The 26164-nt window shown below is 43.5% G+C and carries 13 protein-coding genes; 8 read left to right on the top strand and 5 right to left on the bottom strand.

Annotation, left to right across the window (positions count from 1 at the left end; genetic code table 11):
* Positions 1 to 22: 22 nt before the first annotated feature.
* Complete coding sequence (locus VMW01_05220; protein ID HUW05639.1) at positions 23 to 268, bottom strand: hypothetical protein; 246 nt, start codon at positions 266 to 268, stop codon at positions 23 to 25.
* 157 nt (positions 269 to 425) lie between these two features.
* Between VMW01_05220 and VMW01_05215 the strand changes: the two genes are divergently transcribed.
* A complete protein-coding gene (locus tag VMW01_05215) occupies positions 426 to 893 on the top strand; it encodes a hypothetical protein (protein ID HUW05638.1) in 468 nt (155 codons plus the stop codon).
* Here VMW01_05215 and truA read toward each other — a convergent pair whose 3' ends face one another.
* The 3 genes from truA to VMW01_05200 all read right to left on the bottom strand — a co-directional run bounded on the left by truA (position 894) and on the right by VMW01_05200 (position 8005).
* The gene (gene truA, locus VMW01_05210; protein ID HUW05637.1) at positions 894 to 1682 is read right to left on the bottom strand and encodes a tRNA pseudouridine(38-40) synthase TruA; all 789 of its coding nucleotides are present in this window, start codon (positions 1680 to 1682) and stop codon (positions 894 to 896) included. It lies immediately after the preceding gene.
* A gap of 165 nt (positions 1683 to 1847) precedes the next feature.
* Complete coding sequence (locus VMW01_05205) at positions 1848 to 4463, bottom strand: M6 family metalloprotease domain-containing protein (protein HUW05636.1); 2616 nt, start codon at positions 4461 to 4463, stop codon at positions 1848 to 1850.
* Between the two features lie 311 nt (positions 4464 to 4774).
* Positions 4775 to 8005 (bottom strand): FAD-dependent oxidoreductase, encoded by a 3231-nt coding sequence (locus VMW01_05200; protein ID HUW05635.1) that lies wholly within the window; start codon positions 8003 to 8005, stop codon positions 4775 to 4777.
* A 342-nt stretch (positions 8006 to 8347) separates the two neighbouring features.
* Between VMW01_05200 and VMW01_05195 the strand changes: the two genes are divergently transcribed.
* The 3 genes from VMW01_05195 (at position 8348) to VMW01_05185 (ending at position 10431) form a co-directional block, all read left to right on the top strand.
* On the top strand, positions 8348 to 8749 hold the full coding sequence (locus VMW01_05195; GenBank protein ID HUW05634.1) for a hypothetical protein: 402 nt from the start codon (positions 8348 to 8350) through the stop codon (positions 8747 to 8749).
* Between the two features lie 91 nt (positions 8750 to 8840).
* The gene (locus tag VMW01_05190; GenBank protein ID HUW05633.1) at positions 8841 to 9224 is read left to right on the top strand and encodes a hypothetical protein; all 384 of its coding nucleotides are present in this window, start codon (positions 8841 to 8843) and stop codon (positions 9222 to 9224) included.
* Positions 9211 to 10431 (top strand): sodium ion-translocating decarboxylase subunit beta, encoded by a 1221-nt coding sequence (locus VMW01_05185; GenBank protein HUW05632.1) that lies wholly within the window; start codon positions 9211 to 9213, stop codon positions 10429 to 10431. The genes VMW01_05190 and VMW01_05185 overlap by 14 nt, the downstream gene beginning before the upstream one ends.
* A 128-nt stretch (positions 10432 to 10559) precedes the next feature.
* Here VMW01_05185 and VMW01_05180 read toward each other — a convergent pair whose 3' ends face one another.
* Complete coding sequence (locus tag VMW01_05180) at positions 10560 to 16652, bottom strand: T9SS type A sorting domain-containing protein (protein ID HUW05631.1); 6093 nt, start codon at positions 16650 to 16652, stop codon at positions 10560 to 10562.
* A gap of 234 nt (positions 16653 to 16886) precedes the next feature.
* On the opposite strand from VMW01_05180, the gene VMW01_05175 reads away from it, so the two are divergent.
* The 4 genes from VMW01_05175 to VMW01_05160 form a co-directional block, all read left to right on the top strand.
* On the top strand, positions 16887 to 23483 hold the full coding sequence (locus VMW01_05175; protein ID HUW05630.1) for a PKD domain-containing protein: 6597 nt from the start codon (positions 16887 to 16889) through the stop codon (positions 23481 to 23483).
* A gap of 50 nt (positions 23484 to 23533) precedes the next feature.
* A complete protein-coding gene (locus VMW01_05170; GenBank protein ID HUW05629.1) occupies positions 23534 to 24562 on the top strand; it encodes a PorP/SprF family type IX secretion system membrane protein in 1029 nt (342 codons plus the stop codon).
* 89 nt (positions 24563 to 24651) lie between these two features.
* On the top strand, positions 24652 to 25272 hold the full coding sequence (locus VMW01_05165) for an OmpH family outer membrane protein (protein ID HUW05628.1): 621 nt from the start codon (positions 24652 to 24654) through the stop codon (positions 25270 to 25272).
* 72 nt (positions 25273 to 25344) lie between these two features.
* Positions 25345 to 26164: hypothetical protein (locus VMW01_05160; protein ID HUW05627.1), on the top strand; the 820-nt coding region annotated here is incomplete at its 3' end.

The raw sequence follows: 26164 nt of genomic DNA, 5'->3' as shown, positions 1-26164 counted from the left end.
AATGGACATAGTCCTGTTTCTCCTAATTCAAGGAGAAAACTATTTCTGTTGAATAATCTATTAGTGCCTTTGTAATCTCGGAGTATCGAAGAACAACCAACTTGTGCGTTTGGTAATGAATCGCCACAAAATGTCTGGTGGTTTTTATGGGACTTTTTGTTAACGGTATATGGTAAATAATACCTTTAATATCAATTAACTCTAATCGTTGTTTTGCATCGCTATGTAAGCGACCTAGTGATTCTTCACTCAAGTTAATCTTCCTCATCGCAATACGTTTATAATCTTTAATCACAAATTTAGGACAGGAGTTCGATTTTTATCTTTGCTTATTGTTACCCTTTGATTATCTTTTACTTTTGCACTTTAATCTTGTGTAATTAGAAAGTGAATTTGTCGAGTAATAATTAAGCGAAATAATGTCGATGAAAAGAGATAGGGTGCAGGAAATAAGACGTTTAGTTTCCTCAAGAAAGATATCTAGCCAAGAGCGGTTGCTCGATCTGCTAAAACAAAGTGGTTTTGAGATAACTCAGGCAACCCTTTCGCGCGATCTTAAGGCTACTGGAATAGCAAAAGTTCCGGATAGGGAGACAGGTTACGCCTATGTAGTGCCCAGTAGTGGTCAAGTTTTCAAACCAACTCAATCTCCAAATATACCTAGCGAAAATGTTTTGTCGGTGGAATTTACGCACAGCTTTGCGGTTCTCAAAACGCATTCTGGTTTTGCAAGCGGTGTGGCAACATTTATCGATTCGATTAAGTTGCCGGAAATAATCGGAACACTTGCTGGAGACGATACAATCCTTCTTATAACGAGAGAACCTTATACTAAAAGTCAAATACTAAGTTCGCTACGATACTACTTTCCCGACCTAGAAGATCGGTCGTAACTAGGAAAAATTAAATAGATTAAGAACCCAAATTGGATCCTCTGCAATTTCATCGCCAGAGTAGTAAACTCGCTCAAGGTAAAGTCCCGAAGGCGGAGCAGTTACTTTTGCTGGGAGTGCGGAGTATGATGTGAACAACCTCTTTACTTGCTCAATTGAAAGGTTGCCACGACCAACCTCAACTAATACTCCGACCATTCGACGAACCATTTTCCATAGGAAATGGGAGCCTACCACATGAATGATAATTGAGCTTTCCACCTCATAGATTCTTACCCAATGCACATCTACCTTGGTTGATGCCTCTTCGTCCTCTGACGAACCAAATGAACTATAGTCGTTGAATCCTTGCATAATTTCGGCGGCATCTGTCATTGCCGAAATATTCAGCTTGTCCTTAATCCACCAGCAGTTGTTTTTTCCAAATGCTGTTCTACGTGTTGCTATTTGGTAGACGTAGCTGCGAGCAACAGCGTCGTGCCGGGCATGAAATTGGCTGCCTACTTTTTCGACGTGTAGTATGTTGATTGTCGATGGTAGCTGATCGTTCAGCTGCAACTTAATTACCCTCGGGGGAAGTTGTGTGTTTACTTCAAGGTGGGCAACCTGTGCAATTGCATGAACTCCCGCATCGGTGCGTCCAGCACCATAGAGTTCGAATTTACTGGTGTTGAAGGCAATGTCACAGGCCTCCATAATTCGTCCCATAACAGTAGGTTGGTTGGGTTGGTATTGCCAGCCTCTAAATTTAGTGCCATCGTACTCCAAGGTGAGCTTAAATCGAGCCATGCTTTTTTCTGCAAAACTAAAAATTAAAAGCGATTGTATGTCTTTCTTGTATAGGCAGTGAATAGAAAACACATTTCGTGCTCTCAAAATCTTAACCTCTGATATGGTGCTAATAAAAAAAGAGAGCAGACTGACTGCTCTCTTTCGATGGTATAATCTAATAGTTTACTGTTTTACCGTTTTCATGGTACTAACATGATTGTTTGCATCAGTAACTCTAATAAGGTAGTAACCCTTTGCAAAGTTGGCAGTGCCAAAAGTTTTTGAATTTTCCATGTTGACAGGAATGTTCAAAATGGTCTTGCCGGTAATATCGTAAATAGTGATGTTCTTTATGGGTGATTCAGCGTTTACGGTAAGATCGGAAGAAAATGGATTGGGGAAGGTTGTGATAACTAATCCGGTATTATTGTTTTCAATCCCTAAGGGTCCCTGGCCGAGCAATCCTTGCACGTGGATATCATCTATCTTACTTAACCCACCTGCTGTAACTTGGCTATTCCCAACTGACGTGTTATCAGCCATTACCCATCTAATGCCAACCTGACTTTGGTTGTCACAATCTGCTGGAAGGGCAATGTTGTTAAGCTGTTGAGTTAAAGTGGAAGTTAAGGTTATACTGCTATTTGGCAAGTCAATCCAACTTCCGCTACCCACCTTGTATTGAACCTTGAAATTTTTAGGACCAGCCGATGAACTGGCCTGCGAGGAAGAAATTGTTAGGGAATTATAACTTGAAGCATCAACTGAGATTTCCCATGCTTTGGTATTAGCTCCATTATCCCATCCTGAGCTACTCAGCAAATAACCAGTTGGTGTTCCAGCAAGATAACTTATGGTGCCGCTGCTTGTCGTTGAAATAGCGTGAGTCAAATTTGGAGAAACACCATCGTCTGCTGTTAAATTTCGATCATCGAAGTTGAACATAATAATATCAGCAGCAGTTGCAGCCGGATCATACACCTGAATATAGTCTGTTTTGGTAGTTGTTGTTGTGCCATCTATTGTGAGGGAAATGGTTTTTGTTCCTGGAGTTGAATAGGTTACCTGAATTGGACCTTGGTCTGTTGAGGTTTGAGGATTTGCACCTTCACCAAAGTCCCAACTCCAAGCACTACTTAGGTTTCCAAATGAATTATCGGTGATTGTAATTGGCCCATTTAGTGGAGCCGTGACTGCCGAAGCATAAAAATCGGCTGTTTCATTTACGCTAAGCGTGATGGATTTAGTTGTAGGATTTTCGGCAATTTGTGTAATTGGAACCCCTGTGTAGTAGCCATCCCACGACATTTCGGAAGGTTCCGTGTAATCGGTGAATTCAGTTACACTCGAAGATCCAGGGAATGGGCAACCATCACTATTAATGTTACCAAATGATGAGGGAGTGCTGTTAATGATTGAAGTGTTTGATGCACAAACAGGATATATCATTTGAGGAAATCCCGCATTCAATTTATTTGAACTGAGATATGCATCAAAATCTTTGTTTACATGGTAAACCATTAAACCATGACCTGGCAGGGCAGTGTCAAAGCCAATATTTTGTCGGTTTTCTAGAATGTAATATTCCCCATCAGTCTTCGTGTTGACCCGATAATAGTTTGCCTGCATTGTATTTGTTGGAAAAATCTCAATGTCTTGGGGTGATGATATTGTAGTGATAGGCGCCCAGTGGTAGATATAAACTTTGGTATAGGGGTTATGATTTGCAGGTGAAAGACCTTGATTGTTCCAGGACCCTCCTGCCATAATATCCCAATTGCCATTTCCAGTATATTGACCGCCTGATTCAGCATAGTCAGTATCGTAGTAATCTGGTGCACCGAGAACATGGCCAAATTCGTGGCATATAACGCCAATAGTAGTTATTTGTGTACCAAAATTTCCGCGTAACTCAGCAGAAGTAGAGTATCTGCTTACAGTTTTGCCATCGAGGGTGAGAGGTGTGATTGACCATGCATGAGCCCAAATGGCATCAGAACTTGCGCCAGCTTCTTCACCATAGCCTGCATATATTACATAAACACCATCTACCGTTCCATCACCATCGTTATCAAAGTCTGCATAATTTACATCTGCATTTGCTTTATTAACAGCTTCAGTAACCAATGCTCGTGGGTCGGCATCGTCACCATTGCTATTGTTGGCTCCGTAGTATGCCATGTTGTGGTCGGCAACGTAGGGCCCGGCAACCGTAACAGTGAGATTAAACTGACCTTGAGAGTTTTCAAGGTAATAATCCTTTACACTACCACTTGCTCCACTAGCTGAGTAGTTTATCTGATTAAATAGGTTATCAAAATCAGCGTGTGTTTTTTGAAAAGGAACATCCTGAAATCCAATAAGAATACAGATGAGTTTGTGATTTCCAATTGTTGGAAATGCTCTTTGAGCCGCATTGTTTCTCATAGAAGTTGCAGATCTTAGCATCGACAACTGCTCTTTTGAGTATGTTAAATGCTTTCTTGTACTTAACAAAAAGGTATTATCATCTACAGATCGAACTTCGGGCGATTTGGCAATAAGTCCAGAGGGAACCATGTAATTTCTGCCGTCGGTTTTGGCATATTCGTAGTAACCTTTGCTATCGAAAAGCAGTGCATAGCCATCGTTTGTCTCAGCCCATTTAGAATATTCATCACCCTTCAAAAGAATTTTTATGTGAGACCCATCAGGTTGTGTAAACATGATTGGGAATGGATAGGCAGGACTTGCCTGTAACGGGATGTTTAGGCTTATCGCAAGAGAGCCTAAAAATAGAAATTGTAGAATCTTTTTCATAGGTTTTTTTGGTTTAAACAACTTCTGAAAATTAGTTTAATAGAATAATCTATGCAAATATTATTGCAATCTTTTAACCTTTTCATCATTCACATAACCGCAAAATGATGATTGCATGAGTTAATATTAATGAATAAATTTCAGGCTGGAACTTCGCTGCCATCAATTTATTGGTTACTTTTTTTAAAATTCTTAAGGTAAGCCGTGAGAGTCGCTCTGCAAATAATCATATGAGATAGATTAAGTTTTCTAAGACAAAGAATCCCGGTATACATTTTAGTAGACCGGGATTTTGTAAAGCAATATCTATGTTACTTAAACGCTTTTTCTGGAAGTCCGTCACCATCGACGGCTAAGCGTTTAAAGTAGTCTGGAACTGGTTTTCCGGTAAGTGCGTCAACATACATTTTGGCTAACCCTTGACCAAGCATAAATCCATGACCACGTAGTCCAACAAGAAGCCCGTTGGCTGGATCTACATACATTCTTGGTTCGGTGTAATATCCAGCCCATACTGCTTGGAAACCGACGCTTGAAAGCTGCGGAATCCAGCCGGCAAAGACCTCAGAGGCAATTTCTATAAACTCTTGAGTGTTTATCTTAAGGTTTTTGCCTGATTCCTGAGCATCACTTGCAGGTGAGGCACAACCAATGATTTGACCAGTTTCTGCCAGCTGCTGACCATATACTGCTGCAAACCCTTTGTACTTACGACGATCGATTAGCATGCCAAGCGGATCGCCATTCACGCCCATCCAAGGGAGTCGACGAGTTATAAAAGCTTGGTGCTTCACTGGATATATGCCTAGATCTAATCCAAGCTGACGTGCATACTTGTCACACTCTGGCCCGAGGGCGTTGACAAAGTTTTCTGCATGGTATTCGATGTAGCTGTGGTCGTGATCTCTCACCAATGCTACATATTCACTTCCATTGCGATGTACGCTGATTAACTCGCAATCTTCCTTTACCGTACCGCCCTTGGAAAGACCAAGTTTTCGAAGCAAATCAACGGTCTTTCCAGGAGTTGCTTGCCAGCAATCCTTGGTTATTAGAGCCGATAAATAAGTGTTTAGTTTTGGGTTGAAGTTTGGCGAAATTTCTTTTTTGAAATCCTTTGGCTCAACCATAAAGGCGTTGCTCCATGCTTTGGAGGCCTCAAGTGCTTTGTAGTTGGCTTCGTCATGGGCAAAAGATACATAGTTGATTGGCCTATAGTCTATTTTGCTGATCTTGTTCAGATCCTTGAATATTTCGTGGCTTCGTATGGCGATGTCTGCAATTTCTGGAAGCGAAAAGGCTGGACGTCCACCGGCAATATTCCGCCATGAAGCACCACGACCATAGTTGAGAAGCACTGGAGCCATGCCTGCTTCGGCCATGTAGCGGAATAGTGCACTTCCTGCAATTCCTCCACCAGCAACTAGGGCCTTTACCTTAACCACCTGAACTTTTTTGCCATTAATTCCGGTGATATATGTTTCGGGAACACTTTTTGGAAAAAGCTCACCCATGTTAATCTGGTTGCTCAACGGACCACGAGGTGTTGCATCACCCACAATCTGAATGCCCATTGGAATTAGCGCTGTTTTCAATCTCTTTATGCATCGCTTCCCACGACAAGCTCCCATTCCAAGACGGGTGGTATGCTTAATTTCGTCGGCGGAGATGAACTTGCGGTTGCCTATTGTAGCAAGCACCTCATCCATAGAAACGTCGTCGCAGTGGCACACGTATGTTTTTTCCTCGGGAGTGTAGTTGGTTTTCGACAATTTAACGGGTTCGGGGTAATTTCCCTTAACGATGAAACCTCTTACAGAAATAAGGTCGTTACCGTGTAAGGTGATGGACTTTACACGGGCAATATTGGTTTTGTTTTTCTTGGTGAGAATTTTCTCGATAACGCCTTCTCCCAACTTTTTTCCTTGGTTATCAACAAGAAATACCTCGGCACCTTCCTGTGCTGCATACTCAATGGGAAGAAATAGCCAATCCTTGGCGTAGTTATAGCCGAAGATAGCCAGTCCCGGGCACTGGTAAACGCACTCCATACATCCAATGCACTTGCTGAAATCGATCTGAGGAACAGTGCTGGTGGAACTTTTTGTGATTGCACCATGCGGACAGGCGAACTGGCATGGGTTACACGCGAAGCCATAGAGGCAGTCAATTTGCACAAATGGTTTTTGCATGCGCTCCTCTGTGGGCACAGATGGCTTCTCAATAACCCGCAGCGGATGTTGCTGAGAATCGATATATTCCTTTGAAACTGCGAGATAGTCATCGTATTTAACCTTTGCTCCCAACTCCTGAAGAATTTCGTAGGCTACCTGTTTCCCTTTTAGAACCGCGCTGGTGCCTTCGCCAATTCGGATAGCGTCACCGGCACCGTAACAGTTTCTACCAAATACCTCGTTACCTTTTATTAGCAGCTGGTCATCAGCCACTAGTCCGGTGCAGATATTGATAGCGTCTATTCCTTCAATGATTTGCTCAGTTCCGGGAATAGGTTTGAAATTTTCGCAGTCGGCAATGATGGCGCCAACAACTCCATCTCGCTTTTCATTTGGTAGGGCTTTAATAAGTATTTTGCTCAGCATAACAGGAATGCCTAGGCGGCGAACTCTGTTTGCCTGAACAGGAAAGCCTCCTTCGTTCGGCATTGCCTCTATAATAGCCTTAACGTTTGCACCAGCCTGCATTAGCTGATAGGAGGTGAGGTAACCAATATTTCCGGCACCCACTGTTAGCACGTTTTTGCCAAGCAAGGTGAATTCCTGGTTCATCATTTTTTGAACAACTGCCGCTGTATAAACACCAGGCACGTCGTCGTTCTCGAAGGTTGGCATAAATGGAACGGCACCAGTTGCAACCACCATGTAGTCGGCCTCAACAAAGTAAATCTCCTCAGTGCGAATGTTCTTAATGGCAATACGCTTCCCCTCAAGAATATCCCAAACGGTGCTGTTGAGGAAAATACCTTCGTGATTGTCTCCGGCAAGCGTTTTTGCAATTTCAAAGCCACGCATACCACCAAACTTTTTCTCTTTTTCGAAGAAGAAGAACTGGTGCGTTTGCATGTTGAACTGGCCACCGATGGTTTCGTTGTTGTCAATAACAATATTCTCCACTTGATGCTTTAGCAGCAATTCCCTGCAAGCCAATCCTGCTGGGCCTGCACCAATAATAGCAACGGTGGTTTTATACACCTTTGTCGATAAATCCCTATTTGAGGGCTCCACCTCGGGAGTGTGGTTATGGGGCACCTCTTTTACCGCCTTAACGCCATCCACCGGTGTTATACAGATGCGCTTAATGTGGCCGTCAACCAGCATTTCGCAAGCTCCACACTTGCCAATGCCGCATTCAAGGCTACGTTCTCTATTTTCTACACTATGGCTATGAATGGGATAGCCAGCCCGGTGCAGCGCTGCTGCAATGGTGAATCCCTTTTCTCCTTTAACCGGTTTCCCTTCATATAAAAAGGTGAACTCGTCTCCATGTGGAACTTCAAGAATGGGATGCTTTTCTATTTTCAGCATTTTATAGCGTTTTTGTTGTTGATGTTGAGGGCTGAAAATTAGTAAGGTGGGTATGCAAATCAAATGATTTTAATCAGCATACAGGTTGTTTAAAAGTTGGTTTTCAATTTGTTTTTTTTGTGAAAGGACTGCATATAAGCCTTGGAGTGATTGGCAAATTCAATGAATGAGAATGGGTAGCAACTTGTAACTTTTATGTTTGACGACATATTGCGATCTTATTATTGCTTAAAATTCAAATATACAGTATGTTATGATTGTTTTTTGAATAAAAGAAAGAGTGTTAGATTGGTAACAACGTGCCAAAAACCGTTGTAAACTTGCATCGTTAAAATGGTTCTCGTGAAACGCATTTTTCATCTTACTTCGGTTGGGCTGGTTGTCTTGGTTGCATATGCATTTGTCTTCAGCAATTCTGCTGCGTTAAGGCAGGGTTCGGTGAGCCAGAATGTTCATTACAAAGAGCAGCTTTATGCAGAGCAAGTATGTTTTGGCTCTAGCCATTTTGCAAATTCACCCGCTGGCAATGAATTAATTTATGTAGAGGAAAGTGGCGCATTTCAAAACTCTGAGCCTGATTCCATTCGAAACCACAGATCGTGTAAAACATTGAGGCTTGATTTGCCAGTTGAGGTATTACCAACTTCGCTAGCTGTTCTTGGTGATGGTAAAACTTGGAGTGGTCAGCCTAAAGATTTTCACTGTTCCAACTATGATTCGGAACGGCCGATTCTCCGCATTTAACTTCTTACTAATCTTTTCTATTTCCCATTCGGGTCAATTGTTTTTTCCTTTCAACGAGGAGCTTTCAAAGAATTAACTAATCTCATAAACTATGTTATCCGTTATTTTTGAAACTGTCGGCATGATGGTGTTTACATTTGCCATAGGCTTTGCTGTAGCAGGAGTAATCTACCTGCTTGTTCGTGGAGCTGAATCGTCCAATCTGTGGCGGTTGAAGAAGGATGAAATTCGCCGCATTCGTCGAATTAAATCGGCTCGCAAAAGTAGTGCCATCCTAATGGCTTCCACCGATGAGATGGCCGAAAACAATGAGTTGGTAAATCATTACTATTCTGATAACAAGGATCAATCATTTCCAAGTGTAGGCTGGAACGATTTAGTAAAGATGTTCTTTGGGAAAAACCACAAAGAGGATTCCTCCAAGCGGGATTGGGATGAGCAAACCAAGAATTATCACTACTATGGAAAAATTTAGCCTGTTTCAAATATTTCAGGGATTTGGAACCATGGTTGCCTCTGGATGGCTAATGGGTTCCATGCGTATTGTCCTTATATTTTTGGGTTTTTTGTTGGTCTATCTTGGTCGAAAGGGGGTTCTTGAACCCCTAGTCATGATACCAATGGGTATGGGTATGGTTGCCATAAATTGCGCAACGCTTTTTATGCCCGGGGGTGTAATGGGCAACCTCTTTGTGGATCCCATGGTTTCGGATACCAACTCGCTTATGAATCTGATGCAGATTAATTTTTTGCAACCGGTGTATACCTTAACTTTCAGCAATGGCCTTATCGCCTGTTTTGTATTTATGGGCATTGGTTCGCTGCTTGATGTTGGTTATCTGCTGCAAAATCCGTTTACAAGCATGTTTTTAGCCCTTTGTGCCGAGTTGGGCACCTTTCTTACACTTCCAATAGCACATTCTATGGGGCTTTCGCTTGGCGATAGCGCCTCCATTGCTATGGTTGGTGGGGCAGATGGTCCAATGGTGCTGTTTACTTCACTCTCACTTTCAAAGCATCTGTTTGTTCCAATTACAGTGGTGGCCTACCTCTATCTTGGATTAACTTATGGTGGCTATCCTTATTTAGTGAAGCTTATGGTGCCAAAGCGATTTCGAGAGATTCGGATGGTAAGAAAGGGAAAACCAAAAAACTATAGCGCTGCCACAAAACTCAGCTTTTCTGTAATTCTTTGTGCGGTTTTGTGTTTTCTTTTCCCAGTGGCTTCCCCTCTATTCTTTTCGCTCTTTGTTGGGGTTGCTATTCGCGAATCCGATTTAAAACATCTTCAGGAGTTTATTGGTGGGCCCTTGCTTTACGGATCTACCTTTTTTCTTGGCATAGTGCTGGGCGTTCTTTGTGATGCACATCTATTGCTCGATCCAGTGGTCCTAAAGTTGCTCGTTTTGGGAATCGTTTCACTATTAATTTCTGGTATAGGCGGTATTCTGGGAGGCTACGCCATGTATTTCATTAAAAAGGGGAACTTTAATCCTGTGATTGGGATTGCAGGAGTCAGCTGTGTACCAACAACTGCCAAGGTTGCGCAGAAAATTGTAAGCAAGGATAATCCATACTCTCTAATTTTGCCGGAAGCAATTGGAGCCAATATTACTGGCGTTATCACAACTGCAATTATAGCGGGAATCTATATTACACTTATCCCTTTACTTGGAAAGTAAAGTTTGTTTAGATAGTTTTTTGTTTGGGTTTATTGAGTTTAGGGTTGCCTTCCTGTATTTGGGGGCAGCCCTATTTGCTTGAGAGTTTTCAATAAAAAAGGAGGCTGATTTTCGTCAGCCTCCTTTTTTTATCTACTTATAATAATTGTTTTTATTGCATTGCCTGTTGGCGTTGAAATTCGTAGCAGGTAGGTTCCTGGTTTTATTCCATCCAACCCAATTGCTTCTTCAATTTTGTCAACGTTTATATACTTCTTAGACCACCTTGGAATGCCCAACATATCGACCACGTCAATGGTTACGTCGGTGGTTGCCTTTAGCGTTGCTTCCACATGCAGAATGTAGGTGGTGGGAACAGGATAGTATGCCAATGATGCATAGAAGTCGTTCTCTCCAACGCTAACTAGCGATGCTACATACACAGAGTCCTTAAGTGAGCAACCATTGCTTCCCGTAACTTGCACCCAATAATCTCCTGGACCATCGGCTATAGTAGTGGCTGTAGTGGATCCGTTGTTCCAAAGATAGGAGGTTCCACCATATGCAGAAAGCACGTAAGGAAAATTAACCTTTAATGTGTCGATAGTGAAATGGAAATTTGGCAATGGTAGAGTTTGCACAAAGAATTCAGAAACAGGTCCCTGGGTTTCGTTATAGTAAGTGAAGGTTTTGAAGGACATATTTCCAGCTGTATTAATAACCACCTTGTCGGCAAAGGTATGGTTGATCTTATCCCCTGCATTCAAATCGGACGTAAGTGCAAGAGTGTCACTCATGGTTTCTCCATCATTGTATTTGTATCCCAACGGAATTTTAGTTCCAGAAGGAAGCGTTGAAACACCTTGGTTGGTAACCTCAACACTTACATCCATCGGGTCCTGAGAAGGACAACCTGGAGCAGGAGCAAGTAAGGCGGTAATGTTAATTGCCGAAGCGGTAAAACTAACACCAACCTCATCACTTCCTGTGCAACCCTTATCAGAAGTAACAGTTACAAAGTAGGTGCCACTTGTTGAAACCGTTATGGTTGGCGTAGTAGCTCCTGTGTTCCAACTATAGAAACTATAGCCACTTCCTGCATTGAGGACCACATTTCCTCCTGTGAGCCATTGGTCAGGCCCAAGGTTAACAACCGGATTTGCCCAAACATTTATGGTTTTCGCAGTGGAGTTATTCCCTGCATTTATATCGCTTGCAAATGTTAGTTGAGCCGTAAGATCTGTGCTTCCCTCACTGCTAAGGTCTATGGGGTTGTCGAAAAATACATCCCTGTAGATGCCTGGAATAAAGTCTGTGCTTGGCTGGAAAATCTTTGTCTGATTTAAGCTGCCGTTTACATTCAACACTATGCTTAAGGATTGAGCAGTAGTCAGCGTATCGTTACCATTATTGTAAATCCTCACAGAAACTTTTCTTCCAGCAGTTGCAGCGCAGGAATCCAGAGGATCTACGAACTGGGTAAGCGCATAGTCATGGTGTAGGAAGGTAACATTGCTGGTGTCAAATGCTGAGCATGCACCGCCTATTGTGGCAATGAGAGAGTATTGGCCCGAAGTTGTAACCGTTATGGCTTGCGTTGTTGCTCCAGTATTCCACAAGTAGGAGTCTGCTCCTGGACCACCATCTAAAACTACTTGGCTGTTTCTTGTAAAAACAGTTGGCGGTAGATTTAGGTTAATTGGTGTGATTACGTTTATAATCTTTTTCAGAGTATCGTTTCCTGGCTTCATCTCCGTCAAAGCTTCAGCCCAATATACAAAGCTGTATGGTCCAGCTGAAGTAAGATTAACCGGCACGGAGAAGGTGTGATTAAACGTTTCTCCAGGAGTGAACTCTGTGTTGAGGGTAACTTGATCGGTAGTTGTTGTGCCGCCGTTCACAGTATAGCTCACGTTTACCTTATCACCAATAGCCAAGGTATCCGTTCCATTGTTTCGAACGGTAACCTGAGGATACACAGGCAGCGTTTGCTTACAGATATCCTCTGGGTATATTATTTTTTGAAGTGAGATATCGGTGTACTTAAGATTAATGTAAGCCGAATCGGAAGCTGGACAGGAGAAGCCATCGGTTACTGTGGCCTTTACCCATCCTATGGTATCCATTACAAATGTTTGGTTTGTGGAGCCATCTTGCCAGAGGTAACTGCTCCATCCTGAACCTGCATCTATTGTATAGCTCGTATCTGCAATGGTTGAAGGAATAACAGGCAGGTTAAACGTCGGAAATCCATGAACAGTAATGGTTGAAGAAATGTGGTCGTTAGCCGGAACCTCGTCGTAAGGTCGTTTGGCGTAAAGTTCAACGTTGTAATTACCAACGGCACTGAAATCTGTCTTTTTGTTTGTGGTAATTTCTACTGTATCATCTGGTAGCAGAACGTTTTGGAGAACCACCGTATCTTGAATAGTACTGCCTCCATTAATTGTCCAACTTAGAGCAATTGAGTCCCCAACGTTTAGCGTGTCGGTACCAAAGTTTTTGATGTTGATCTTGAATGGCTCGCTGCTGCTAAGCTGGCATGCAGTAACAGGGCTAACAAGATTTAAAATACCTACGTCGGAAATAAGCTTCACTATTCGAATGGTGTCATAAGCTGTACAACCCCCGATTACCTCTACTCTAAATTGTCCTCCCGATGCGGGAATGGTGGGGTACTGTATAATGGGCGTAGTGGTAATTGGTGTAGGATTGGTAATTGGACTATACCAGTTATAGGTTACAGGACCACTTGCCGTTGCGTCTAATACAACCGTGTCTGCTCGCACGGTATATATGTCCGGACCCAAGTTGACATATGGTTTATTTACTACAACGGAAGTCATTAAGGTGTCATTCCCTGTGTCATAGTAGAATCGCGGACCGGCATCGCCATAGGTGGAGGCTACAATATTGTAAGTTCCACCGAAGTTAAAATCAAACTTTTGGGTAAAGGTGAAGTTGGTTACTGAGTTGACAGGCAGAGCTGATCCTAATATGAAGGATTGGTCGCCGCTTTGAATGTCCCCGTCTCGGTCTATGGATAGCTTAACCTTTACGGTATCACCTGCTTCAGCCGTTCTTACTCCAAAGTTCTTAACCGATACAGTTACTGATTCATTCTTTGTTAGGGTGCAGCTATTTATTGGGTTTACAAGTGCGGTCACACCAAAATCGTTGGGAGCTTCCGCGAAGCTAATATCATCAAAAGCAACACCATCATAATCGTTATTGAACCTGTCGGAATTAAACCTAAGCTGGAACTTAACCGACGATTGACCGGCAACATTGGCAGGTAGTATATGGTAAACGTTTTTCCAACCATTGCTATTTCCACTCCATCCGGTGGTGCCAAGTGACGTTACGGTGCTATCCTTATACCAATTCCATCTACTATCGAAGGCGTCGCCGTTCGATTCGATGTGAGTCCAGGTTGTTCCACCATCGATGGAGTAGTAGAGTGCTGCACCATCCACCCCTTTTTCGGTTTGGTAGTTTATAGCGGCACCAAAAATTGGCTTGGTATCGTTTGTGAAGTCCATACAGGGACTCTCCAGTATTGCTACGGGTGAGGTGAATGGTACACCAAGGATATTAAGGTAGTCAATGTTCCAACCCGAATAGTTAATAGTTGCATTGCTCCGAATCGAGAACCGAACTTTAAAGGTTGATGAAAGTAAAGAATCGGCAATTGGAATATCAATGAGTTCCCATGATCCATCGGTAATGGCATCTGTACTTTTCCAGGCAGAATACCACGTTGTTCCATCTTTTGAAAAATCGATCTTTGCTGTGTCGCCTGCAGCAACATTTAGATATCGATAAAAAGTTAAGTGTGCCGATACATAATTGCTGAGGTTTACAGCAGGAGAGATGGCAGAAAGTCCAGCTGGTGTTGTAATGTTTGGTTCATAACAATTTGGGAATGTCCCTGAGCCATCAAGATCAGTTCCCAAAACATTTACGCCTGAATATGCATTGACAGGGTTGGGGTATCCTCCATCGGAACCTCCAAGTCCATTTGGCGGTCCTATTTCAAATTCACCCGTAAGCTGCCATCCGTTTAGGCTTTCAAAGTCGTCTAAAAATGCAGAGGTTTCACCTGTAGGATTGCCTGAACCGTATGTTCCTGTTAATTTAGTAATCCAAGCCTTGCTACCTGAGTTAGCCGATGAGATTTGCGGTTTTCCTATGTGTCCCCATTCCCACAGATTACCCTGAGTTGACCGCCAGAAGCCATCTGACAATTCAAAATCCTGAGCGGAGGGTGTTGGATATGTAGGAATTACGTAGAATGAAGCCGCAAGTTGGTCGTTATCTGTTTCTTGATCTCCCGGAAGCTCTGTTTTTACCAGAACGTTGTTACGTGGGCCAGGAACGGATAGGTCAAATTTAGGTGCAAAGGTGTAGGAGATTGTATCACCAACTGGTATTATTTGATTTATGGTGTCTCTTACCCACGTTAATCCTCCGTCAAGAGAAATGGCAAGTGGTACTTTATCGGGCGTTGGTTGAGCAGCAAGGTTAGCCACCTTTACGGTGATACTCTCGGCCGATCCAAAGCCACATTTGGTGGTGGGGCTTACCCATTGAACCACTGAAACATCCTTGGTAATATACTCTCCTGTTAATATTAGATCGTCAATATTCCAGCCTGAGTAGTTGTATATTGTAGAGTAGAAGATGGCAAATCGAACCTTAAAATCCTTAGAACGGCTTATGCTCGCTGGAATTGAGTTTTCAATGCGATTCCACTTGCTATCAAGGACAAAAGCATTTTGGCCAGCGGGGGTTATATTTCCGCCAATGCGCGTCCATGTTAGTCCATTATCCTTGCTCACCTCTACGGCAGCGCTATCCTCAATATACATGTTTAGCTGACGCTGGTAGGTAAGTCTAAGGTCTTTATAGTAGAAAACATCAAAGGTAGGTGAGGTGGCCAAGTAGGCGGTTCCTCTGGTGATTCCAGCTTCATAATTGTATGGGCTAGCCCCAAGTCCGGTAAGATCTGTTCCAAGCACCTTGGTGCCTGAAAATGCTGTAGCAGGGTCAGGATTTCCTGGATTACCACCTAACCCGGTTGGTGTATCGCGCTGGAATTCCCCAGTAAGTGTCCACCCATTATCCGTTTCGAAATCTTCAAAAGATATCGTTTGATATATAATACGTTGTCCGGCAGGGGAGAGTGCCGTTGCTGCATAGGTGGTGTCGTTAATCTTCATGGCATTGGCCTCAATCATGGCATCCAGATAGTCACCATGCTTTGCCGAAGCGCTTGCATCGTAGGCAATCCAGAAGTAATTTTCACCGCTGGGCAAATCAAGGTTGAGGTGGTTAAAAAGTGTATAGCCACTGGAGAAGTTACCGAAGGCCACAAGATTAGTGGTAGAGAAAATGGGGGAGGTAGTCTTATAAAGCTTGACTCCGTTTAAGGCTACGTCGTTGTCATCGGTGTTCAGCGACTTAACCTCCAAGGAGTCGAAAATGCAAGTTCCTTGGTTACCACCAACATTCACCGCAAAGCCCATCATAGGGTTGTTGCTCGATCCAGAGGGTACAAAGTCTATAGGACCGTCAATGGATGTCACGCTCTTAACCCATCTATCTTGGTTGCCAGTCTCTACTACCGAAATGTCGTCAATACAGGTTCCGAGACCCCACTGGGTTGTACCTTCAAAGGCAATGTAATAGGTGCTAGTCGGGTTGGGTAGCAATAAGCTGTATTCTGTCCATGAACTAATTGGAAAATCATAGGTAGCCAATAGATTCCAACTTCCACCGGCGGAGGTCTTATAGTATACACGAAGTGCATCCCAGCTGGTGCTACCGCCAAATGTCCACGCAACCTGTGCTAGCCAAAAATTGAGCTGCGGCTTTACGGCTGATCCCAAATCAATTGCCGGTGTGATCAGCTTTGTTGCCTCATCATTTACGCTCTGTAGCTGAAACATTGCATCGTATGTTCCTCCATGGGCCGATGGTGGGTTCCGCGTGGGGTCGTTAGCATCTGCCGGAAGAACATAGTTGGGGTCGTTTGGGCTATAGCCACCGTTGTAAAAGCGCCAATCGTTAGTTCCTTTTACATATTCACGACTCCAACCGGAGGGTAGAGCACCGCTTTCAAATCCTTCGGATAGAAAGGGTGGGTTATCTCCCATTGCATTGCTCATTACTAAAACTCCAAAAAGTGTAAGTAGAGCACTTTTGCAACCGCTTATTGTTAGTGGTAGTATATTTTTCATAGGTGGTCTGTTTTCGTTGATTTGGAATACTAAAAATACGATTTTTTGGCGAATGGCATTTCGGTTTGGATAAATATGCCTATGTTCTCTACGGAATTTGTTTACATTTGTTTTTATTTAACCTTGTAAAAATAGTGATTGGTCAAAAAAATAGTTTCGTTTTTCTGATATGTTTTCTGAACTTTTCCCCAATTTAACGTATATTATAGCAATAACGAAACCTATGCCGTGAAGATGGAAAATCTACGCTTGTCAAAATTAACAGAGAGATATAGAGGACGATTGGTGAAATGGTTTTCCTCTTTTCTTTTTGTATTTCTGATGATTGGATCTGGACAGCTTACCGCGCAAACCGACACGGAGTTCTGGTTTGTTGTTCCAGAGATTACATGGGCACACAATCCTCCCGGCGGTGTTCCTGCCAACTTGCGGCTCTCCACCATGGCCTTCCCCGCCACTGTTACCATTAGCATGCCCGCAAATCAATACAATGCAGTGCTTAACCCAACCGGCTTTCACGATATAGTGGTTAACATCCCAGCCAACTCCTCTTATAGTGTAGATATGGCACCGTTTATTCGCAAGGTCCCTGCCGTTGCAGGAGAGCTGGGTGAGGCAAATCAGCTGGAGAATAAGTGCAACTACAACAGTAGCTACGGCAAACCCACTGGAGTAAACAATGTGGGTTTGCACATTACCTCTACCAATGTAATTACGGCCTACTATGAGGACGGCAACCTCAACAACTCAGATATATGGGCGCTGAAGGGAACGAATGCTCTTGGGAAAGATTTTTATACTCCTTTCCAGAACCAAACCGCCAACCATGCTGTTGGTCCACCATACCCCTATTCTGCCATCGATATTGTGGCCACCGAGGATAATACCGTTGTAACCATAACGCCAACCAAGGATGCAGCCTATGGTGCATTGTGGACTGTAATTCCTGCTGGCACGCCATATAGCATTGTTCTAAACAAGGGACAAACATTTTCTGTTTTTCCTGCAGGCCAAGCGCGTACAGCGGCTGCTCACCTTGGCGGAACTCATGTAACATCCAACAAACCCATTGCCATTACCCTGAAAGATGACTCCATCGACCACACTTCAGGCAGTTGCTACGATGTGGTGGGCGATCAGCTTATCCCTACAACCGTAATAGGTTGGGATTACATTGCTATCCGAACACAGCTGAATATTCAGGACCATATTTATATTACAGCAACAGTGAATGGAACATCGGGAAATGTGTACTACGGTGCAACAACAATTCCCTTTAACTTAAATGCAGGGCAGCAGCTCTATGTGCCGTTCCCTGTCGCGGCAAGTACTATGCGAATTATGACCGACGTTAACCATCCGGTATATGTATTCCACATTGGTGGATTTGGTTGCGAGCAAGGTGGTGCCATACTTCCTCCCATAAATGTATGTACTGGTAGCACTCAGGTAGCTTTTACCCGATCGAACACACAAACATTTTACATTAACTTAATGGTAAGGCAGGGCGCAGAAGCCAACTTTTTATTTGATGGTGCTCCTGCTAACGCTCTGTTCCCACCTGCAATGTTCCAACCAGCTCCTGGCCCTCCAGGAACCAAGTGGAAGGCTGCCCGCTTTGGACCCTTTACCACCGCTCAGATATCAGTAGGGCAACACCTTATTCAAAATACGGGAGATTTGTTCCACATGGCGTTTGTGAATGGCAATGCATCCTCAGGTTGTATGTATGGCTACTTTTCCGACTTTAATGAACTTAAGGTAAATGCAGTAGTTGCCGGTACAGGTTCCTCCTCGGTTCTTAAAACCTGTTTTGGCACTCCAGTGCAACTTTATGCAACGGGCGGAACCAACTTTACTTGGACTCCAGGGACCAGCCTAAGCAACGATACCATTTTTAATCCCTTTGCCAATCCAACTGTTACCACTCAATATAAGGTGGTTGTGGAGGGTGCCTGCGATATGAAGGATTCTGCACTGATAACCGTTGCCGTGTCTACACCCATTGTTGCTAATTTTTCCACGGATAAGGTTACAGGATGTGCTCCGCTGACGGTAAACTTTACCGACCACTCCAGTGGAGTAACCTATTGGCAGTACGATTTTGGCGATTCAACAGCATTGGTAAATTACGATACTGATCCTTTAACACTAACCATTTTTCCTCCCCCCGGTAGTGGAATTACTTCCCATGTGTTCAATAACCCATATAGCATTCCCATAACCTACCATGTGCAACTGTTGGTGAAGAATGCCGACTTTTGTTCGGAACTTTACTATAAGGATATTACCGTTTACCCCAGTATGAACGCAGCCTTTACACCTACTACGATTTCAGGCTGTAATCCACTAACGGTAGGGTTCACCAACAACTCTACCACCAATACCGCTGACAGCTACCTGTGGGACTATGGCGATGGTTTTACCCAAACTATGGCTAATACCACTGGTGTTAGCCACATATACAACAATAGCCTTTCCACGGATGCCATCTACTCTATGCAGTTAATTGCTACCAGCCCTTATGGCTGTAAGGATACCGCATCACAAGCCATAACCGTAGCTGCCTACATTAATGCCGATTTTGATATTGACAAGGCGGCTGGTTGCTCACCACTCAATGTTGCCTTTACCAATAAGGCTGCTGGTGGAATTGCCAGCTGGACGTTGACAAACTTTGGTAGTGGCCCACAGCCTGCCAATCCTGCAACTCCAGGAAATTATACTCTAACTTACAACAATACCAACGCTACGGCAACCGACATCATAAATAACCTAACGTTAACGATTACAAACTCATTCGGGTGCAGCAGTAGCATGACAAAGCCAGTAACTGTTTACCCCGAGGTACATGCCGGAATTACTACAGTTCCGGCGGCCACAGCTTTCTGTCAGCCGGCACCTGTAGCATTTGGCTCTGGAACATCAACCGGACCAATCAACACCTATGCATGGACCTTTGGTGATGGTGGAACGTCGAGTTTAAATAATCCCTCGCACACATATACCAACCTTACAAATGCTTCTATCAATCCAATAGTTGGACTAGTGGTAACCTCAATACATGGTTGCACTGACACAAAAACTCTGCCATTGACCATTTATTCTCTGGTAAAGGCCGACTTTTCAGTCGACACGCCTAAATACTGCTCCCCATTTAAGATTCTTATTGATAATAATTCACAGGGTGGAATAGTCAGCTACCATTGGGATTATGGCGATGGTTCCCCAATTAGTGCCACTAGTTCCGATCACTCGCATACCTACACCAATGTAGGTAATGTGCCATTGACGAGAACCTTGGACCTCACCGTTACAAACGAAGGAGGCTGTACTAGCAACACCTCCCGATTGATAACTGTTTATCCAGAGGTGCATACCGATTATACCTTAGATCAATCTGTTGGGTGTAATCCCGTATTGACTACATTTGGCTATACAGGTACCTCAACCGCCACTCTTTTCGATTGGACGTTCGGGGATGGTGGTAGCTCGGTGATGCAGAATCCGATACATGAATTTGAGAATAGCACAACAGGAGACGTTACCTATAATGTTCAGCTGATTGGACGTTCCATATATGGTTGTTCAGATACAACAACTAAAACTGTAACAGTTTATTCCAAGGTGGATGCCAACTTTGCCATAAACAACTCTTTTGCTGGATGTTCCCCGCTGGGCGTGGATATCAACAACGTGCTTTGGGGTGGAAATTCTGCCTATCGATGGGATTGGGATGGTAATGGAAGTATTGACTCAACAACCAATACCGTTACAAGCAATTTTAGACATACCTACATTAACCAAACAGGAGTCGTTCAAAATCAACCTTTAACGCTAAATGTTCAGAATGCTCATGGTTGTCCCGATCAAATGGTTAGGTTTGTTCAGGTGTATCCTGAGGTGACTGCGGCCTATACCCCCATAAATCAAACTGGGTGTAATCCGTTCCCGCTAACATTCTCAAATACCTCCATTTTGACGGGCTCGGCAACTAAGCCAGACTACAATAGCTGGTGGTTTGGTGATGGGGGAACCTCGAACTTGTTGAATCCCTCACATGAATTTGTTAATAGCAGCGCGGTTAACGATACTACATACCACATGTGGTTGGCAACAAGCACAATTTATGGATGCGTAGATACGCTCAAAACCAATATCACTGTTCATCCACGCTTGGATGCCAGCTTCGTCATCGATTCCGCATCAAGGTGCACGCCATTCTTCTTGCCAATTACCCCCACAGCCATTGGTGCTAGTAGCTACTTGTGGATTTTCGGCGATGGCACTGCCAATGGAAGCAGCTCAGTTGCCTTTCAACATCAATATGACAACCCCGACCCAAATAATTTGGTTACCTACCCGCTCTCTCTCATTGTGACTAATGGTGGAGGTGCTTGCCACGATACGCTTGTTCGTCCGGTAAGAGTTTATCCAAAGGTAATCTCAAAGTTTATTCCAGATAAAGTGGCTGGCTGCAATCCGCTTACAGTAAACTTTACAAACCAGAGTACCGGCATTGCCACCTATGTATGGGATTTCGGAAATAGTGCCTCCTCAAACGTGCTAAACCCAACCGTGGTATTTGAACATGCCGATAGGACTGCAGAACGCACATATACCGTTACACTAAAAACAAACAATGAGTTGGGCTGCGAAAGTTTGAGTGATACGGTGATTACCGTGTATCCAAAAGTTGAGGCTGATTTTGCTGCTGATAATACGGCGGGTTGCTCTCCTCTTCTTATGAATTTGAACAACCTTACCATTTCCCCTGCCTACGATTATCAGTGGGGGATAAATTCATTGGCACCGTTTTCAACTGCCGCAAGCCCTTCGGCCTTGAATTTGATAAACCCAACAAATTCGCCCCCTGTTCTTCTTGTAGATACTTTAAAGTTGATTACTTACTACAAAAATTCACACACCTGCTCTGCTACTGCCCAGAAAATTGTGACGATTTATCCACGGGTATATCCTGATTTTTCTATGAATGCGGCGGGTTGTCAGCCTTTCCCGGTGACGTTTACCAATACCACCCAATCAATCAACGGAACAGCAACTTATCACTGGAATTTTGGAAATCAGATCTCTTCCATCGACAAGAATCCGTCTACAACCTACTTTAACACCGACTTTAATGCCAACAAAACTTATGATGTTAGCTTGATTGCAACTTCCGAAAATTACTGTGTGGATTCAGTGCATAAGGTTATTACAGTTTATCCGAAGCCGTTTGCTTCCTATAAATTCGTAAGCCCGAGCATTGCTTGCGCTCCATTTAACTTCGAATTGCAGAATGTTTCGTTGGGAACGAACCTTAGCTACTACTACGATTTTGGTGATGGAACCGATTCGTTGACTACTTCAGCCTCGAATATGATTCATCCTTACCAAAATACAACAGCCAATGTTGCGTCCTATCTCCTAAAATTAAGGACTACAACTCAATATGGATGCAAGGATAGTACATCCCAAATGGTATATACCTACCCCATGGTAACGGCGGCATTTAACTTCGATCCTGTAAGTGCCCATTGTAATCCATACACGGTAAACTTGGTAAATACTAGCGTGAATACCTACAACTACTCTTGGAACTTTGACGATGGACAAGGCACCGGTCTTGAAAATCCGTCACACCTGTTTATCAACAACACTGAGCAAGATAAAGTATTCAACGTGAAGTTAACCGCTGCCAGCCAGTATGAGTGCTCCGATACCGTTTCGCATAACATGATGATTTATGCAGCGCCCGTTGCAGCCTTCCAGCCAAATCCCCCACTGAAGATTTTCCCTGATGCAACATTTGGCATCGATAACCAAACCAAGCCGGTGGCTGATACTTGGAACTACCGATGGAGCATGGGTGATGGACAAACAAGGTATGGTAAGGATTTTAACTCCTATACCTATTCTCATTGGGGTCCCAAAGCTGATGGTTTTAGATATGAAGTGGTTCTTGAGTCGTGGAACAACAACTGCTACGATTCCACCCACCGGTATGTTTACTTGCTTCCTGCTTCTCCTGTAGCAATCTACACATCTGATACTTCGGCCACATGCTCTCCGCTTGTTGTTCACTTTTACAACAATTCAACGTATGGTGATACTTTAAGGTGGGATTTTGGCGATGGGGGCACTTCAACCGAATGGGAGCCTATTCATACATTTTATAATCCAGGATACTACAACGTTAAGTTAACAGTATATGGTGATGGAGGGGTTGCTTATCGTTATAAGACCTTCCATGTATTTCAGAATGCTGTGGCAAATTTTGAAATTAATCCGCAGATTCTTTTGTTGCCTGATGCAGATGCACATTTCTTCAACACCTCCGAAAACGCTAGTCGCTACTACTGGGAATTTGGGGATGGTAGCGGTACGAGCAGTGAGAAAGATCCAGTCTTCCGGTATTCAGCACTAGGGGTATATAATGTTAAACTAAGTGTATGGACAGACCCTCAGGATGGCAATTGCGAGGACGATACCACGATTGTGGCGGCAGTTAGGGTAATTGGGCAAGGTAAGCTTGCATACCCCAATGCCTTTACCCCAAGCCCACTTGGATCTAATGGCGGTGTATACGACGATGTTGATTATCAAAATCAGGTATTTCATCCTGTTTGGGAAGGTGTAAGCCAATATGTGTTGCGAATATATAATCGATGGGGAGAGCAAATATTTGAAAGTCATGATGTTAAAATTGGATGGGATGGCTATTACCAAGGCAAGTTGTGTGAACCTGATGTTTACGTTTGGAAGGCCGAGGGAACGTTTACCAATGGACAGCACTTTTCAAAAATGGGTGATATTACATTGATAAGGTAGATTATCCCAATAAAAATTTAATTTAGCGTTACGATTTGATGTTTTGTATAATGCTGAAGTTTTTCTCCTGGGTATATAAAAACACAAGATTTGCCCGTTACGCGCTGGTATTTCTTTTGATATCGCCTTTTTATAGGGGTGGAAGCATTTATGCACAGGATCCATCTTTCTCACAGTTTTATTCGAGCCCGATGTTTATGGCTCCCTCCTTTGCTGGTGCGATAAAAGGAAGTCGTGTAAGCTTAAACTACCGCGACCAATGGCCTTCTATACCTGGCACTTTTGTTACATACGGTGCTGCTTACGATCATAATTTTGCAGATTTCAACTCAGGCGCGGGCTTCTTCATTTTGCGGGATGTGGCTGGCTCGTCCAAGTTGAGTTTGACCAATGTTGGTGTGGCATATTCCTATAATATTAAGATTTCGCATTCGTGGAATGTACGACCCGGAATTGCGTTCTACTACTTCCAGCGATCGCTCGACTATTCAAAGCTAATCTTTGGAGATCAGCTCGCCTCTAACCCTACCACACCTTCGTCGGTGAATCCCTTTCCGGGTAAGGCAATGACCCAGGATGTTGATGCCTCATCCTCAGTAATTGCCTACAATGGGGTTTTTTGGGGTGGAGCAACCGTGGATCACCTGCTGAAGCCAAATAGGGCTTTTACCGATAACTCCGATAGAGTTCCCTTAAAGATCTCGCTATATTCAGGTATCCGATTAGTGCTGCGGGGGCAAAGCAGAAAGTTGGTTGAGGAGAGTGTCTCTTTTGCCTTTAACTACAAGCAACAGGATGCTTTTAAGCAGCTCGATTTAGGCCTTTACTGGTATAGAATACCACTGCTTGTTGGTGTTTGGTATCGTGGTATTCCCTTATTCAAAGAGTATCCAGGAAGCGATGCATTCATCTTTCTGGTGGGTTACAAAATGAACGGCCTTCAGGTTGGCTATAGCTACGATGCAACAATCTCAAAGTTAGGGCCTCAGACTGGGGGAGCCCATGAGATATCTTTCGTTTACGAGTTTGACATAGTGGCTAAAAAGAAGTGGGCAGCTGTTCCATGCCCCGAGTTTTAAACAAGTTGTTTAAAAAAATCAATCCAAATTTGGCATTCAACCTTAATCGGTTATTTTTGCATCTTACAATTTACTAATATAAGCCTGGCATGAAAAATTTTTCTCTGATTAGTAACATCGTTCTTGCAGCTGCAGTCGTTGTTCTGTTCATACTTCATTTTACTCCAAAAGCTAGCACGTCTGCTAGTACAAGTTCAAAAGATACCACTGGGAATTTTTCGCCCAAAGCTGGTGCAGTTGTTTTTGTTGACGTTGATAGCTTAATCAGCAAATACGACATGTATATTGATTTGCGCGCTGATCTTGAGAAAAAGGGACGCGAAAAGGAAGCCCAATTTAATGCTAAGGCTCAGGCTTTTCAAAAGGAGGCAGCTGACTTTCAGGATAAAGTGCAGAAGGGACTTGTAACCCGCTCTCAGGCCGAAGAAATGCAGCAGGCACTTCAGCAGAAGCAGCAAGGCATTTACCAACTTCAGGACCAGCTGCGTGGCGAGATTGCCGATGAGCAGCAGGTGATGAATAACAAAACGCTAAACAGCATTATGGAATATCTTAAAGAGTACAATAAAGATAAGGGTTACAGCTATGTTGTGAGCCGCAGTTTTGGTGGCCCTGTATTGTTTGCTGATCCAGGTCTTAATATTACTGCCGATGTGCTCAGGGGATTGAACGAAAAGTATGCTTCTACCAAGAAGGATTCTGCAAAGTAATACCCCATGTGGGAAAAAGTGGCCACTAGCTATTTTAGCAGGCAAGCCGATTTTCATAAAATAGACTTAACAATGCCCAAGGAAGACTTGGGCATTGTTGTTGTAATTCCATGCTATAATGAGCCACATTTGGCTTTGACGCTGGAATCATTATCAACTTGCTCCGAACCGGGATGCGGTGTTTTGGTGCTGGTGGTAGTTAACTATCCTGTCGATTCATCTAATGAGATTCGAAGCCAGTGTGCTGAAAATTTAACTGAGGTAGCATCTACACAACAGAATTTAGGCTCTAATTGGTTAGTGTTTCAGGGTATCGAACTTGCTGATGTGCAGCAGAGAGATGCTGGCGTTGGGTATGCTCGAAAAATTGGCATGGATCAAGCTGCCTTTTTATTTCATCAACAAGGAAAACTAAGTGGGATAATCGATTGCTTCGATGCAGACTCCCTATGTGACCATAATTATTTGAAAGAAATTGCTCTTTACAGCAAAAAATATCCTGATTTGCAGGCTGCTTCAATCTACTATGAGCATCCCGTTACTGGCGATACATACGCGCCTGCCTTGTATGAGGGGATTGCAAACTATGAGCTCCACCTTCGCTACTATGTTTGGGCACTACGGATGATACAATTTCCTTACGCCTACCATACTGTCGGTTCCAGCATGCTCTGTAGGGCTTCGGCCTATGTTCGTTTTGGTGGTATGAATCGACGTAAGGCAGGGGAGGATTTTTACTTTCTGCAGAAGATTATTCCTCATGGTGGATTTTATGAGATTACTTCAACAAGGGTGATTCCATCGCCCAGGGTTTCGGAGCGCGTTCCCTTTGGAACAGGTCGGGCTATGTTAAAGATGAGTGAGGCTAATTCTACTCAGTTTGAAACATATT

The organism is Williamwhitmania sp., assembly GCA_035529935.1.
Classification (GTDB): Bacteria; Bacteroidota; Bacteroidia; order Bacteroidales; family Williamwhitmaniaceae; genus Williamwhitmania.
The sequence above is the reverse complement of the archived record's forward strand: the minus strand, read 5'-3'. Positions and strand labels throughout refer to the sequence as shown.

What these genes read in the sequence shown, in the direction of transcription:
- VMW01_05175 (HUW05630.1), top strand. Translation starts at nt 16,887, where the DNA reads ATGGAAAATCTACGCTTGTCAAAATTAACAGAGAGATATAGAGGACGA.
- truA (HUW05637.1), bottom strand. Translation starts at nt 1,682, where the DNA reads ATGGCTCGATTTAAGCTCACCTTGGAGTACGATGGCACTAAATTTAGA.
- VMW01_05200 (HUW05635.1), bottom strand. Translation starts at nt 8,005, where the DNA reads ATGCTGAAAATAGAAAAGCATCCCATTCTTGAAGTTCCACATGGAGAC.
- VMW01_05220 (HUW05639.1), bottom strand. Translation starts at nt 268, where the DNA reads ATGAGGAAGATTAACTTGAGTGAAGAATCACTAGGTCGCTTACATAGC.
- VMW01_05180 (HUW05631.1), bottom strand. Translation starts at nt 16,652, where the DNA reads ATGAAAAATATACTACCACTAACAATAAGCGGTTGCAAAAGTGCTCTA.
- VMW01_05185 (HUW05632.1), top strand. Translation starts at nt 9,211, where the DNA reads ATGGAAAAATTTAGCCTGTTTCAAATATTTCAGGGATTTGGAACCATG.
- VMW01_05205 (HUW05636.1), bottom strand. Translation starts at nt 4,463, where the DNA reads ATGAAAAAGATTCTACAATTTCTATTTTTAGGCTCTCTTGCGATAAGC.
- VMW01_05190 (HUW05633.1), top strand. Translation starts at nt 8,841, where the DNA reads ATGTTATCCGTTATTTTTGAAACTGTCGGCATGATGGTGTTTACATTT.
- VMW01_05215 (HUW05638.1), top strand. Translation starts at nt 426, where the DNA reads ATGAAAAGAGATAGGGTGCAGGAAATAAGACGTTTAGTTTCCTCAAGA.
- VMW01_05170 (HUW05629.1), top strand. Translation starts at nt 23,534, where the DNA reads ATGCTGAAGTTTTTCTCCTGGGTATATAAAAACACAAGATTTGCCCGT.
- VMW01_05165 (HUW05628.1), top strand. Translation starts at nt 24,652, where the DNA reads ATGAAAAATTTTTCTCTGATTAGTAACATCGTTCTTGCAGCTGCAGTC.